The organism is Actinomadura sp. NTSP31 (genome assembly GCF_041951385.1).
Taxonomy (GTDB): domain Bacteria; phylum Actinomycetota; class Actinomycetes; order Streptosporangiales; family Streptosporangiaceae; genus Spirillospora; species Spirillospora napierensis.
The window spans coordinates 124,748-137,666 of the sequence record NZ_JBGNUT010000018.1; the positions used below are offsets into that span (position 1 = coordinate 124,748).

Here is a 12,919-nt window from a genome sequence, read left to right on the forward strand (position 1 = left end):
TGGTGAAGTGCGACCACCCCTCCGCGGGCCTGCACGGCCCGGTTCTGGTAAGTCAGGACGGGTGACGCCTCCAGAGAACCTGCTCCGCCGACGAGCCCTCGCCGACGCGGCGATCGAGATCCTCGGCACACGCGGCATTCACCAGCTCAGCCACCGCGCCGTGGACGACGTGGCGGGCGTCCCGGCCGGCACCGCGTCGAACTACTTCCGCAACCGGGACGGTCTGCTGCAGGCCGCCGCCCGGCGCGCCGTGGAGCTGCATCTTCAGGAGATGCGGCAGGACGTGCAGGCGGGCGCGGGCTCCCTCCCGGCCGCGATCGACCGGGAGGGGCTCGCCGACCTCATCGGTCAGTCCCTGTACCGCGCCGCGACCCTCCGGCGGACGCGCTTCCAGGCCGTCTTCGAACTCGCCCTGGAGGCCACGCGCTCTCCCGCGCTCGGCGACGTGCTGTCCGGCCTCGCCGCCGCGGCGGTGGAGACCACCATCGGCCACCATCGCACCCTCGGCTTCGACACCGACCCCGAACAGGTGCAGGCTCTCATCACGCTCTACAGCGGCACCCTGTTCACCCTCGTGACCGGCCCCCCGCAGGCGGTCACCCCCGACACCGCACGCACTCTGGCCGGTTACATGGTCAACGGGGTCCTGGGCGGGGTGGACGTCTGATCAGTCGATGGTGTGGCCGCCGTTGACGGTGATGCGTTCTCCGGTGATGAAGGCGGCGGCGTCGGAGGCGAGGAAACAGACCGTGGCGGCGACGTCGTCGGGCGTGCCCATCCGGCCGAGGGGGACACCGGCCCGGTAGGCGGCCAAGTCCTCGGCGCCGGCTTCGGCATGCCGCTCGACCGGGATCCAGCCGGGGGCGACGAGGTTCACCGTGATGCCCGACGGACCCAGCTCCCGCGCCCACGAGCGGGTCAGGCCGATCTGGGCGCCCTTGGCCGCGACATAGGCGGACATGCCAGGCAGGGCGCGTTCGAAGATGTCAGAGCCGATCTGGATGACGCGACCGCCTCCAGCGGCCTTCATCCCAGGCAGGACGGCCTGCAACAGCAACGTCGGGCTCTTGACGAAGAATCGCAGCTGGTCCAGATGAGCCTCCCAGGTCAGATCCTCCACCGCGACCGCCGGCTGCGGGCCGGTCGCATTGACCACCAGGACGGTCACCGTGCCGAGCCGGTCCGTCACCTGCGCGACCAGGTCGGTCACGGCGGCCTCCTCGGTGACATCGGCGGCGAACGCCTCGGCGCGGCCGCCCGCGGCGCGAATGTCCTCGACCACTCGGCGGGCTTGATCGGCCCCGGAGCGGAATCCGACGGCCACAGCCCAGCCATCGGCGGCCAAACGCCGCGCAATGACGGCACCCAACCCTCGGGATGCCCCGGTGACGAGCGCGACTCCCTCTTCCATGACTGCGAACTCCAACTCAAATCATGCGTCGTAGCGCGGCCTCAACGGCATCGATCAGCGGATCACCTTCGGAGCGCGGGTGCCGTGCGAGGCCGAGTTCGACGTCCGGCAGGGTGGGCAGGGCGTCCGCGTCGTGGCAGATCATCGCCGGTTCGAGGTTCGTGGGCATGAGCGCCGCGACGCCGAGCCCTGCCCGTACCGCGGCGAGCACACCGACCAGGCTGTTGCTTTCGAACGCCACCCGCCAGGGCCGATCGGCACGTTCCAGGGCTTCCAGCGCCGACGTACGCCAGGAGCACGTGTTCGAGAACAGCACCACCTGCAGCGGATCGGCGGCCACGTCCACACCCTGGCCGATCGCCCAGACCAGCGGGCGGCGTACCGTCCAGCGCGGCGGTCCGGGAAGGGCCGGTACCTCGTTGAACACGAGTTGGACGCGGCCCGTGTCGTAGGCCTCCTGCATCGCGGCGTTGGACGAGCTGAGCACCTCCAGGGTCGCGCCGGGGTGCATTCGGGCGAGGTCGGCGAGGGCCTGCGGAAGCTGCGACGCAGCGAGGTCTTCGAGCAACCCGACACCGCAGCGGCCGGTAAGCGTGCGCCCGATTTCGGCGAGCGCCTGTGCGGAGAGCGACAGAATTCGTTCGGCGTACGGCAGAAGCTCCTCGCCCGTCCGGGTCAGCGAAACACCGGACGGTGATCGGTAGAGCAGCGGGCGGCCGAGGGCCCTCTCGAGTTTGCGCACTTGCTGGCTGAGCGCGGGCTGGCTTTGTCCGAGCGTGGTCGCGGCTCGGCTGATACTGCCGGCCCGCACGACGGTGACGAAGGACCGCAGCAACGCGGTCTCGAGATCCTGGGCCATAACTTTTCATTATGTCAGCCCCAGCAAATGAAGCACTACCTCTGACAAGACGGAGGATCTAGCGTCACTCGAGTGACCGGATACCGACGGATACTCGCCGTACCTGGGATGGCATCGCTATTGGGCGTTTCCCTTCTCGCCCGTACCGCGATCACGGCTGACGTGATGGCACTGACGATGTACGTCGTACTGGGCCTCGATATGAGCTATACGGCGGCCGGCGGTGTCGCGGCGGCTCTGACCACGGGGCTGGCGTTGGGCGGGCCGTTGCTCGGCCGCATGATCGATCGGCGGGGCCTGCGTACAGTGCTGCTGGTAACCGTCGTCGTGCAGGCCGTTTTCTGGCTGACCGTGCCGATCCTGCCGTACAGAGCCCTGCTGGGTGCCGCCTTCGCGGCGGGTCTGCTGATGGTGCCGGTACAGCCGGTGACCAGGCAGGCGATCGCCGCGACGACGACGGCGGGACAGCGCCGGGCCGCGTTCGCGCTGGAGTCGGTGCAGGGCGAGCTGTCGTACATGGTGGGCCCGGCGGTCGTGGTCCTGTGTGCCGCGAAGGTGTCCCCCCATGTGGTGGCGTGGGGGCTCGGCGCCGCGATCGTGGCCGGCGGGACCGGGATCGCCCTGCTCGACCCGCCGCTGCGTGCCGAGGACGAGGCGGATGCCGACGCGGCCGGACGGCCCCCGCGACGGGAGTGGCTGGGCGTCGGCATGGTCGCCGTCCTGACGATGGCGTTCGGTACCACGACGCTGCTCAGCGGCGTCGATCTCGCCATCGTCGCCGCACTCGAAGAAGCAGGTCAGGTGTCCTGGGCCGCCCTGGTCGTGGCCGTGCTCGGCGGGGCCTCCGTCGCCGGCGGGCTGATCTACGGCGCACTGTCCCGGTCGCTGCCCACATGGTCGCTGCTCGGCCTGCTCGGGCTCCTGACGATTCCCGCGGGGCTCGCCCACGACTGGCACTGGTTGTGCGTGGCCGTTGTCGGCACCGGGTTGCTCACCGCGCCGACCCTTTCAGCGGTGGCCGACGCGGTGAGCCGGCTCGCGCCGGCCGGCGTGCGGGGTGAGGCGACGGGTCTGCAATCCTCGGCGCAGAGTGCGGGTTTCGCGCTCGGGGCCCCGGTCGTCGGGATGGCGATCGACGTCTCCGTGCCGGCGGGCGGCTTCGCGGCGGCCGGGCTGGCCGGACTCGCCGCCGCGCTGACCGGGTTCCTGCTGTCCCTTCGCCGTCCGTCGTCGCGGCCGCCCGCTTCGGCTCATCGCGAGTCGGCGCGAAGAACGGATGCGACTCATGTGCACTGATCAGCCGCTTGAACGGGCCCAGCGGGCCCGGTGAGCGGCCCGCCGGGCGGACCAGGCGCCGGCGGCCGGCGGCGGTGAGCGCTCGGGAGAGCAGCGAACCATGCCGCTGCCATTTCGGTGATGAGGCGGGCTCAAATTCGGGGATCGAGGAGCACCCTGCCGAGAGGACGATCGTCGATGACGCGTCTCTGGGCCTCGGCGGCTTGTTCCAGCGGATAGATCCGGTCTATCGCGGGCTTGATGGTGCGGGCGGCGAGATGCTCCAGCAGGGTGCGGTAGGTGTCGGCGAGTTCCTGCTGGGTGAAAGCGGTGAACAGGAAGCCCTCCAGCCGCGCGGTCTTCCAGATGAGGTCGGTGACGTCGATGGCGGCCTTCGTTCCGGCGGTGTAGCCGATGCTGACCAGGACTCCTCCCCGCCGGAGCGTGCCGAGTGCCGGACCGGTGAGGTCGCCGCCGAGGCCGTCGAGGACGACGTCCACCCCCGCGCCGTCGGTCAACCGTGCGACTCCGGCACTCAGCGTTTCGTGCTCGAGGTCGATGACCGCGAGGTTGCCGACGGGTGGGACGGCGGCGAGGCGGTCGGCGCCGCGGGCGGTGGAGATGACCTGGGAGGCGCCGAGGAGCGGAGCCACCTGAGCGGCGGCGTAGGCGACCGCGCCGTAGACCCCGGGTGCGAGGACGACCTGGCCCGGCCGCATTCGGGCGGTCCTGGTCAGTGCCAGCCATGCGGTCAGATACCCCGCTCCGGCTACCAGGCCCGCGGCGTCGTCGTCGCTGACGCCGTCGGGAATGGGGACGAGGTGACTTGGCGGGACGGCCGCCAGTTCCCGCCAGGTGCCGTCGCGTGTCGTGCCGTAGCCCCAGCCGCATAGCAGGACGCGGGCACCGGGCGCATGCCCGGACGTGCCGGGATCCGCCACGCGGCCCACGGCGCCGGCTCCGGGCACCAGCGGCAGCGGTTTGTGCATCGACGGAGGCAGGACACCGGTGCGGACCTTGTCATCGAGGGGGCTGACGCTGGCACGGGCGATGCGGATCACCACGCTCTCGGCGTCCGGTCGCGGCTGTGGCAGCCGGTCGATCCGCAGGGCGTCTCGCTCGCCGAACTCGTGGAAGCGTACGGCGCGCATCAGGCCAGCCTTTGCGCGTTGAGCCAGACGGTGCCGGGGTTGAGCCGGTCCGGGTACCGATGAGTCATCTCGTCGAAGAACGTCTGCGCTGTGGGCTTTTCGGCGAGCACCCGGCGGGCGGTGTGCAGGTATTCGGCGGTCTCGTCGAGGATGCCTGGATGGTCGGTGCGGGTGAGGTCCTTGTGACCGGCGACCACGGCGGCCGGCCGCAGGGCTCGCACCGTGTCGATGGCGCGGAGCCAGGCGTCGATGCCGCCGTCGAGCCCGCCGTCGGCGAGATACTGGTGCACGTTGTTGTAGGCGACGTCACCGGCGACGACCAGTCCGAGCGCCGGCACGTGCAGCACCGTGGAATCGTCGCAGTCGCTGTGCCCGACCTCGATCGAATGCAGCAGGTGCCCCTCCAGGGTGAGGCCGTCGGCCGGGAGCACCTGTGCGGACACCTGTAGGTCGGGGAGCTGTCCGGGAAACAGGTTGTCCCAGAACGCCTTTCGCCGCCCGGTCGCCGACTGGTGCATGAGCCGGATGGTGCCCTCGGTGGCATGGACCGGCACCCCGGAAAAGCGTTCGGCCAGCAGTGACGCGCCGAACCAGTGATCGCCGTGGCCGTGGGTGATGTAGATGTGGGTCAGCCGCTTGCCGGAGTGTTCGACCCAGTCAGCGACCCGGCGGGTCTGCTCGACCGTGAACGGCGGGTCGACCAGGACCGCGTCGGCGCCGCCGGAGACGAGGGTGGTCGAGATCGGCGACCACTGCTGCCGCGCCCCGGTCGGCAGCGTGCCGGTGGTGGGAACCGGCTCGGACACGAACACCTCGTACGACAGCGCCGCCGTACTCGACTCGGGCATAGCCTGCTCCTTACTGGATCATCTTGTATCTTTGAGATGGAAGGTATCTTAAAGATAGAAGGCTGAGGGAGTGGATCATGTCACATCGCCGACTGGACGTCGAACACCTCCGGCCGTACTGCCCGTACTACGCCGCGGCGATGGACATGATCGGCCGCCGTTGGGCCGCGACCGTGCTGCGTGCGCTGCTCGGCGGCGCCAACCGGTTCAGCGACATCGCGGCGGCCGTCCCGGACATGACTCACAAGCTGCTGTCGCAGCGGTTGAAGGACCTCGAGGCCGACGGGCTCATCGAGCGCAGCGTGCACCCCACCACTCCGGTGCGGATCGACTACCGGCTGACCGAGAAGGGCGCCGCGCTCGGCCGGGTCCTGCTCGACCTCAATCAGTGGGCGCTGGAGTGGATCGAACTTCCGGCCGAGCCCTGACGTCATCAGCCTCAATCTCATCCGCCGGGCCAAGAAATGCATACCGGGGCATCTCTTGCTGCTCCATACCGCCGCGTGCCGATCCGTTTCGGACCGCCGAGCCGACGGGGCCGTTGGTGATCTTGTGGCTTCCTCGCCGGTGGCCTCACTTGACCTGCGCGGACGTAGCTTTCGGCAAGCACCGGATAGCCATGGAGGGGCCGCGAGTGCGCCGACCGGATGCTGATCTTCGGTAAACGCTATCGCCGGGCCGTGCAGGCCGTGCAGGCCGTGCTCATCACTCCATCGGCGACCACGGGATCCGGTGGCACCGGTAGGCGAGCCGGCGCGGCTCGGGTTGGACGACGCTCGTCCCTGGCGGATTGATCAGTAAATACTCGCAGGTCGCATGGCCTACATGCCGTACCGCCGTCGTCCTCCATCGCTGTCGGCCTTGACGAGACGAGACGACTTGTCTTGACCTTGTGGGGCCGATGTGCCAGCCTCTGAACCAAGACAAGACGAGTCGTCTCGCCTCGTTTGAGGCTCGCTGGTCGGCTCGCATGACGGGCTGCTCTTCTCCGGCGTGCAGTGATCGGGCGTGGTCGGTGCGGATGCCTCCTGTCTTTTCACTCTCCCCTTAGGAGGCCTTGTGCCTGATGCAGTGTCTCGACGATCGCTACCGAAGGCCGGTCTCGCCGCAGCGGTGCTCTTCGGCGCCTCGGCATGCGCCGGAGCGACCGGTGCCACGCCGGCGAACCATGCCGGGACGAGCCACGATTACTCCACGGTGATTTCAACTGAAGCCGGCGCCGTACGCGGCACGCTCGCCGCGAGCACGCGGCTGTTCCAGGGGGTCCCGTACGCGGCCCCACCGACCGGGTCGCTGCGCTGGGCATCCCCCCGGCGTGTCGCATCGTGGTCAGGAATCAGGGACGCGACCAAGCCCGGCAACCGGTGCGCGCAAGCGGAGGGCTTGATCGACAAGGCCAGCAATACCGAGGACTGCCTCTACCTCAACGTCACAACGCCCCGCCGCAGCAGCGCTCGCAAACTGCCGGTGATGGTGTGGATCCACGGCAACGGCTTCATCAACGGTGCCGGCAGCCTCTATGACGCGCAGCGTCTGGCGAGCACGGGCAACGTGATCGTGGTGTCACCCAATTACCGTCTGGGCATCTTCGGATTCCTTGCACATCCCGCCCTCGACCACGGCGCGGCCCGGCATCTTTCCGGCAACTTCGGGCTTGAGGACCAGCAGGCCGCGCTGCGATGGGTCCAGCGCAACGCCTCGGCATTCGGTGGTGATCGGGCAAACGTCACCATATTCGGCGAGTCGGCCGGCGGTACAAGTGTCTGCTCCCATCTGGCGGCCCCCAGCTCAGCGGGGCTCTTTCATAAGGCGATCGTGCAGAGCGCGGAATGCACCGGGAAGAAATGGTCGCCGGGTCCGCCGACCTGGTTCCCGCTACCGCGCACGGAGCGTGAACAGCACGGACTCGACGTCGCCTCCGAACTCGGCTGTTCCAATGTCCGTGCAGCCGCGGCCTGCCTGCGCGCCAAACCAGCGGAGGAACTCGCCAAGTGGTCCGACAACGGCCTCGGATCCGGGCCTACAACGGGGGGCGGCGTGCTTCCCCTCAGCCCGCAAAAGGCATTCGCCACAGGCCGCTTCAATCGCGTGTCGATCATCCAAGGAACCACGCGCGATGAACATCGCCTATTCACCGCCGCCATCGAGGCGGCGACCGGCAAGCAGACGACCGAGGCCGGCTACCAGGATGAAATCCACACGCTCTTCGGGCCGACCGACGCCGCGCGGATCCTGGCTCGATACCCCAGCGATCATTTTCACTCCGCCGGCGAGGCGCTGTCCGCCGTCGTGACGGACTGGGCGTGGGCCTGCCCCGTTCTTGATCGAAACCGCGCGCTGTCCGCATACGCCCCCGTCTACGCTTATGAATTCGGCGATGAGAACGTCCCGTGGTTCACCACCCTGCCGAAGCCGAACTTTCCCACCGGCGCGTTTCACGGTGGCGAACTGCAGTACCTCTTCGACGACGACCAGCTTCCCGGCCCGGCGACAACAGTGCAACGCCGGCTCTCCGACCAGATGATGCGCTACTGGAGCCAATTTGCACATACGGGAAACCCGAATGGTCGCAATCTGCCGAAATGGTCGCTATTTAAGGCGGGTGAACACGTCCAATCGCTGGCGCCGAGCGTGATCGGGTCAGTGGATCTCACCCAGGAACATCAGTGCATATTCTGGGCGTCAATCGATAACTGATCGCGTGACACGCCCCCGCCCACCCAGGGATGGCCCCGGCGAACCGCTAACCGCTCTCAGCGTCATGTGGCTGGTGCTCCTGCCGTTCGTCGGCTGGAACGGCCCCTGGCGGCTCTGGGCGGTGGCGGCCGTCGCCGTCCTGGGGTGGTGCTGGCGGTCATCGAGCACCACACCCGCCGCAAGGCAACGGCTGGGCGGAATCCTCAACGAGTACGAACATGCCGCTTGACCTGCCCGTACGAGGCTCTCGGCAGGGACAATCCCGCCGCCGGCCCGTCCGGCTCGGACGATCAAATGGCGGCCGGCGCCCGCCACTGCGCGGTGCCTATGATCGCCAGATGCCCCTAGGTCACCTTGGCGTCAATGTCCGGGACCTTGGCCGAGCCAAGGCGTACTACGACGAGTTCATGCCGCTGGTCGGCTTCGAAAGCTTCTTCGCTACCGACGACGAGTTCTCCTACCGTCCGGCCGGCGGGAAGCCAGGCACGTACCTGTTCTTCTATCCGGCGCTGGAGGACGGCGACTACTCGCGCCACCGTCCAGGTCTCCAGCATCTCGCTTTCATGCTGAAGACGCGGGAGGAGGTGGATCGACTGCACGAGTGGGCGGTCGAGCGGGGCGCGAACGTGCTCCACAAGCCCCAGGAGTTCCCGCAGTACGGCCCCGCCTACTACGCCGCGTTCTGGGAAGGCCCCGACGGCGTCACTCTGGAAGTCGTCTGCCACCGGTGACCGCGAAGAACCAGGCGCCGGGGATCGGAGCCGGGCCGTCCTGCGGCGCCCAGGTCAGCAGGATGCGGAGTGCGTCGTTGGACGGCGTCCTCGGTTCCGCGGTGAGGACCACGAGCCGTTGACCGCTGTCGTCCGGGCTGTTCCATCGGCAGAAAGAGACGATCGGCGAGCGTGCCGTATCACCGGCGAAGCTCACCGATTCCAGCGAGGGAATGTTGAGACTCCTTCGAGGCAGGAAAAAGAGATGGCACATCGACGATCAATGCACGTTCAGCCCGGCTAACAGCCTGCGGTCAGGGGCTCATGCGGGAACCGGTGGAGGAGCCGGTTCGCTGGCCGAGGCGGCGTCGCGCAGTGCCGTCTCGACTCGGCGGTTGCTGGTCATCGTGGCCGTGACGGCGGTCATGGCCAGGAGGAGGCCGCCGGCGGTGTAGAGCGGGGTGCGCAGGTCGTAGGTGGTGGCCAGCCAGCCACCGAGCACGGCGCCGAACGGGGCGGCGCACATGGCGAGCATGCGGGAAGTGGAGGTGACCCGGCCCATCAGGTGGGCCGGGACGACCGCCTGCCGCAGCGAGGGTGCGAGCACCATCGTGGCGCCCATGCCCGCCCCGCAGACGGCGAGGGCAAGCCCGGCCACGTAGGGGTTCGGGGCGGCGGCGAGCCCCAGGACGGCCACTCCTTCGACCATGGCCGTGCAGGTCAACGCGGTGCCGGTGCCGAGTCGCCGGCCGAGGAAGGAGGCGATGCCCGCGCCGAGCAGGCCACCGGTGGCCTCCGCGGTGAGGAGCAGGCCGAAACCGAAGGCGCCGATCCCGAGACGTTCGTGCGCGAAGAGCGCCAGGACGGTCTCCACAGCGACGAAGGCGATGTTCCCGACCGCCGGGCGGAGCGCGAGCCCGAGCAGCAGCCGGTCCCGGAAGACGTATGAGGCCCCGGCTCGGGCTTGGCGCAGCAGTGACTCGCTGGCGGCTGCCGCAGGCCGCGGCACGGTGGGCAGCGATCGTACGAGCAGGGCGGAGAGCGCGAACGACACCGCATCGGTGAGCAGCGGGACCGCCCGCCCGAGCGCCAGCAACGCACTGCCCGCAGGTGGTCCCGCGAAGCCGGACGCGGCGGTCTGGGCGCCGCGCAGGCGGGAGTTGGCGCGTTGCAGGAGTGCGGGGTCGCGGCCGAGCAGATCGGGCAGGTACGCCGTGGCGGCCGTATCAAAGAAGAGACCGCCGAGGGCGAGCAGGAAGGCGACGGCCGCGAGCAGCCCGGTGCTCAGCACGTCCAGCGCTGCCGCTGCCGCGGCCATCGCGAGCAGCGCCGCGCGCGCCACGTCCGCGACCCACATGGTGCGGTGGCGGTCCCAGCGGTCCACCAGCGCACCGCCGAGCGTTCCGAACAGCAGCCAGGGCAGCGTCCCGGCCGCCGTGACGGCGGCCAGCGCCATCGGATTCCGCGTCACGGTCAATGCCAGCAGCGGCAGCGCGGCATGCGTCACCCCGTCACCGAGCGAGGACACGGTCTGCGCGGTCCACAGTCGCCCGAACCCGGTCGGGGGCTTCGCCGTATCATCGGTCAGCTTCGGGATCAATTGGCATTCCCCTCGATCTGCTGGCCCAGGGCCGGCCGGAACGGCGCGATCCCGTTCACGGCGGCGGAGAGGGGCACGCGCTCGACGGCGCGCACCCCGTGCTCTCTGTGGTTCATGGCAGCAGGTGGGCGGCCTTGACCGAGTGGAAGTGGATCACCACGTCGAAGGACTTGCCGAGGGAGGCCTGGAATGCCTGCTCGGGTGTCCAAAAGCCGCCGCCGATCACCCGGGTGGGCCGTTGCCGGGCCAGCCACTGCTTCGCCGCCGGCGGCGTCGTGCGGGTGTCGAGGATGAAGTCGCGGTAGCGGACCTGGTCCAGGACGTACTCGTTGTAGCCGGAAGGTGCGGCCTCGACCGAGCCCTTACAGGTCATGGGCCGTTCGGCGGGCTTCGGGCAGTCGCCCTCGGCCGAGGTGTAGTTGTAGCCGCCGCGGTCGAAGCTGGTGCCGACGGTCACGAAACGGTCGCCGAGCCGCTTGCGCAGCAGCCCGCCCATCGGGCCGGGGACGTACGTGGTGTCGATCGGGGTGTAGCTGAGGTGTGCGTTCAGCCCCGACACCTGGATCTTGGCGCCGGTCGTCCTGTTCCACCACGCGACGTTGTCCGCCAGGACGGTGTCCCGGTAGAGCGCGGCCTCGCGCCGGCCCTCAGCGGTGCTCTGGTCGAAGGCGAAGTCGGTGAAGGTCTGCGACAACGCGCGGGCGTGCTGCACCACCCACCCGTCCGCGCCCTGCTTCTGCAGCGACTGGAGCGCCTGAGCGGCGCGCTTGGCGTAGTCCTGCCGTTTCTCCAGGGGGACGGCGAGCGCCTGCCCCATGTACTCGCCCGCGTTCTTGGTGGTGGGCCGGAGACCGTCGTACAGCTTGGTGAACTCGTCCAGTTGGTCGGGATGGTGCTGCTTGACGTAGCCGAGGACCTTGTCGAACAGGATGTCGCCCGGGTAGAGCAGGTCGGCGCCCATGAACTGGACCTTGCGGGCGTGGGTGGCGTTGTAGGAGCGCATCCACTGCACCAGGCCGAGGAACTCGCTGTTGTCGAACAGGTCGTAGGGTCCCTTGACCTCATCGCGGAAGATGGCGCGCGGATCGCCCTTGCCGTCCAGCACATAATCGTTGAGCCGCACGCCGGTGCTCCAGCTCAGCTCTCGCGCGAAGGTCGTGAACCCCTTCTCGGTCACCAGATAGCGCAGCAGCCGCTGGTTGAGCGTGTAGAACTCGGCGCTGCTGTGGGTGGCCTCGCCGACGCCGACCACCTGCGCGTCACCGACCATGGCGCCGAAGGCGTCCAGGTCACGCGTGAGCGGCTTGGCCGCGGTGTCGAGCGCGGCAATGACGTCGGTGCTGGTGTCGGTGTCGGCGAAGGCCGGGGTGGCGGTCGCGGCCAAGGCGAGACCAAGGGCGGCGATCACGGTTCTCATGAACGGGGTTCCTGTCAGTGACGTGTGACGAAGCGCGCCGGGCTGCGCTGGCAGCCCGGCGGTGAACGGTCGACAGCTCAGATCTTGGGGCCGAGGAAGCAGCCGCCGGAGGCGTCGATGACCTGGCCGGTCACCCACCGGCCCGCCGCCGAGGCCAGGAAGGCCACCACGTCGGCGACGTCCTCGGGCTGCCCGACGCGCGGGACGGCGTTGCCGGTGCCGACCATCTGCTGGACCTCGGGGTTGCCGAGCATCCACGGGTTCATGTCGGTCACCGTCGGTCCGGGCGCCACCGCGTTCACGGTGATGCCGCGGCCGCCGACCTGCTGGGCCAGCGAGCGGGCGAGCACCTCGACGCCCGCCTTGCTCATCGCGTACGGCGCCTCGGGCATCGCGATCCGGGTCGCCGCGGTGGTCACGTTGACGATGCGGCCGCCGTCGTTGAGCAGCGGCAGCGCCCGCTGGACGATGAACAGCGGCGCCTTGGTGTTGATCGCCAGCAGCCGGTCGAACGCCTCGGGGGTGATCGCGTCGATCGGGCCGCCGGTGTTGATGGCGGCGTTGTTGACCAGGATGTCCAGCCGTACCTGGCCGGTCCACGCGGAAAGGCCCGCCTCCAGCCCGGCGAACAGCGCGTCCACATCCCCGGGCACGCCCAGCTCGGCCCGGACCGGGAACGCGCGGCCGCCGTCCTTCTCGATCAGCCGCACGGTCTCCAGCGCGGCGGCCTCGTTGCTGCCGTAATGCACGGCGACCAGCGCGTCTTCGGCCGCCAGCCGCCGTGCGATGGCCCGGCCGATCCCTCGCGAAGCCCCGGTCACCAGTGCCGTCTTACTCATTGATTCCTCCGGAATGAGGCGGATTGCCTGACCGATAGGATCGACGAGTCCCGTCACCTGGAACAACGCCGAAGAACGCAAGGGTGGATTAACCCACGAGTTAACGCCGCGG

The 12,919-nt window shown here is 69.2% G+C and carries 13 protein-coding genes; 6 read left to right on the top strand and 7 right to left on the bottom strand.

Translation table 11 applies throughout. From position 1 onward, the window contains the following. Positions 1-61: 61 nt before the first annotated feature. Entirely contained in the window at positions 62-667 is a 606-nt protein-coding gene (locus ACA514_RS28430) for a TetR/AcrR family transcriptional regulator (RefSeq protein WP_375044308.1), read from the top strand. On the opposite strand, the gene ACA514_RS28435 is transcribed toward ACA514_RS28430, so the two are convergent. Together ACA514_RS28435 and ACA514_RS28440 are read right to left on the bottom strand one after the other, a co-directional pair. Beyond that, on the bottom strand, positions 668-1,426 hold the full coding sequence (locus ACA514_RS28435) for an SDR family NAD(P)-dependent oxidoreductase (RefSeq protein WP_375044309.1): 759 nt from the start codon (positions 1,424-1,426) through the stop codon (positions 668-670). Between the two features lies 1 nt (position 1,427). Then, complete coding sequence (locus ACA514_RS28440) at positions 1,428-2,270, bottom strand: LysR family transcriptional regulator (RefSeq protein WP_375044310.1); 843 nt, start codon at positions 2,268-2,270, stop codon at positions 1,428-1,430. Positions 2,271-2,378: 108 nt separating this feature from the next. Between ACA514_RS28440 and ACA514_RS28445 the strand changes: the two genes are divergently transcribed. Continuing rightward, positions 2,379-3,566, top strand: a complete 1,188-nt coding sequence (locus ACA514_RS28445; RefSeq protein ID WP_375044311.1) for an MFS transporter — start codon at positions 2,379-2,381, stop codon at positions 3,564-3,566. A 131-nt stretch (positions 3,567-3,697) separates the two neighbouring features. Here ACA514_RS28445 and ACA514_RS28450 read toward each other — a convergent pair whose 3' ends face one another. Further along, entirely contained in the window at positions 3,698-4,696 is a 999-nt protein-coding gene (locus tag ACA514_RS28450; RefSeq protein WP_375044312.1) for a zinc-binding alcohol dehydrogenase family protein, read from the bottom strand. Beyond that, positions 4,696-5,544 (bottom strand): MBL fold metallo-hydrolase, encoded by an 849-nt coding sequence (locus ACA514_RS28455; RefSeq protein ID WP_375044313.1) that lies wholly within the window; start codon positions 5,542-5,544, stop codon positions 4,696-4,698. Before ACA514_RS28455 ends, ACA514_RS28450 begins: the two co-directional genes overlap by 1 nt. Positions 5,545-5,621: 77 nt before the next feature. Between ACA514_RS28455 and ACA514_RS28460 the strand changes: the two genes are divergently transcribed. From ACA514_RS28460 to ACA514_RS28475, 4 genes are all read left to right on the top strand, one after another. After that, entirely contained in the window at positions 5,622-5,972 is a 351-nt protein-coding gene (locus ACA514_RS28460) for a winged helix-turn-helix transcriptional regulator (RefSeq protein ID WP_375044314.1), read from the top strand. A gap of 631 nt (positions 5,973-6,603) precedes the next feature. Beyond that, entirely contained in the window at positions 6,604-8,241 is a 1,638-nt protein-coding gene (locus ACA514_RS28465) for a carboxylesterase/lipase family protein (RefSeq protein ID WP_375044315.1), read from the top strand. A 64-nt stretch (positions 8,242-8,305) separates the two neighbouring features. Beyond that, complete coding sequence (locus ACA514_RS28470) at positions 8,306-8,470, top strand: hypothetical protein (protein WP_375044316.1); 165 nt, start codon at positions 8,306-8,308, stop codon at positions 8,468-8,470. Positions 8,471-8,579: 109 nt separating this feature from the next. Beyond that, a complete protein-coding gene (locus tag ACA514_RS28475) occupies positions 8,580-8,972 on the top strand; it encodes a VOC family protein (protein WP_375044317.1) in 393 nt (130 codons plus the stop codon). Between the two features lie 301 nt (positions 8,973-9,273). Here ACA514_RS28475 and ACA514_RS28480 read toward each other — a convergent pair whose 3' ends face one another. The 3 genes from ACA514_RS28480 to ACA514_RS28490 all read right to left on the bottom strand — a co-directional run bounded on the left by ACA514_RS28480 (position 9,274) and on the right by ACA514_RS28490 (position 12,807). Continuing rightward, positions 9,274-10,551, bottom strand: coding sequence for an MFS transporter (locus ACA514_RS28480; protein ID WP_375044318.1), 1,278 nt, complete (start codon positions 10,549-10,551; stop codon positions 9,274-9,276). Positions 10,552-10,663: 112 nt separating this feature from the next. Further along, complete coding sequence (locus ACA514_RS28485) at positions 10,664-11,968, bottom strand: erythromycin esterase family protein (RefSeq protein ID WP_375044319.1); 1,305 nt, start codon at positions 11,966-11,968, stop codon at positions 10,664-10,666. 77 nt (positions 11,969-12,045) lie between these two features. Next, the gene (locus ACA514_RS28490; RefSeq protein ID WP_375044320.1) at positions 12,046-12,807 is read right to left on the bottom strand and encodes an SDR family oxidoreductase; all 762 of its coding nucleotides are present in this window, start codon (positions 12,805-12,807) and stop codon (positions 12,046-12,048) included. Between the last annotated feature and the right edge of the window lie 112 nt (positions 12,808-12,919).

Coding starts and splice junctions, on each gene's coding strand:
- ACA514_RS28440 (WP_375044310.1), bottom strand. CDS start 2,270: ATGGCCCAGGATCTCGAGACCGCGTTGCTGCGGTCCTTCGTCACCGTC.
- ACA514_RS28445 (WP_375044311.1), top strand. CDS start 2,379: ATGGCATCGCTATTGGGCGTTTCCCTTCTCGCCCGTACCGCGATCACG.
- ACA514_RS28450 (WP_375044312.1), bottom strand. CDS start 4,696: ATGCGCGCCGTACGCTTCCACGAGTTCGGCGAGCGAGACGCCCTGCGG.
- ACA514_RS28455 (WP_375044313.1), bottom strand. CDS start 5,544: ATGCCCGAGTCGAGTACGGCGGCGCTGTCGTACGAGGTGTTCGTGTCC.
- ACA514_RS28460 (WP_375044314.1), top strand. CDS start 5,622: ATGTCACATCGCCGACTGGACGTCGAACACCTCCGGCCGTACTGCCCG.
- ACA514_RS28470 (WP_375044316.1), top strand. CDS start 8,306: ATGTGGCTGGTGCTCCTGCCGTTCGTCGGCTGGAACGGCCCCTGGCGG.
- ACA514_RS28475 (WP_375044317.1), top strand. CDS start 8,580: ATGCCCCTAGGTCACCTTGGCGTCAATGTCCGGGACCTTGGCCGAGCC.
- ACA514_RS28485 (WP_375044319.1), bottom strand. CDS start 11,968: ATGAGAACCGTGATCGCCGCCCTTGGTCTCGCCTTGGCCGCGACCGCC.
- ACA514_RS28490 (WP_375044320.1), bottom strand. CDS start 12,807: ATGAGTAAGACGGCACTGGTGACCGGGGCTTCGCGAGGGATCGGCCGG.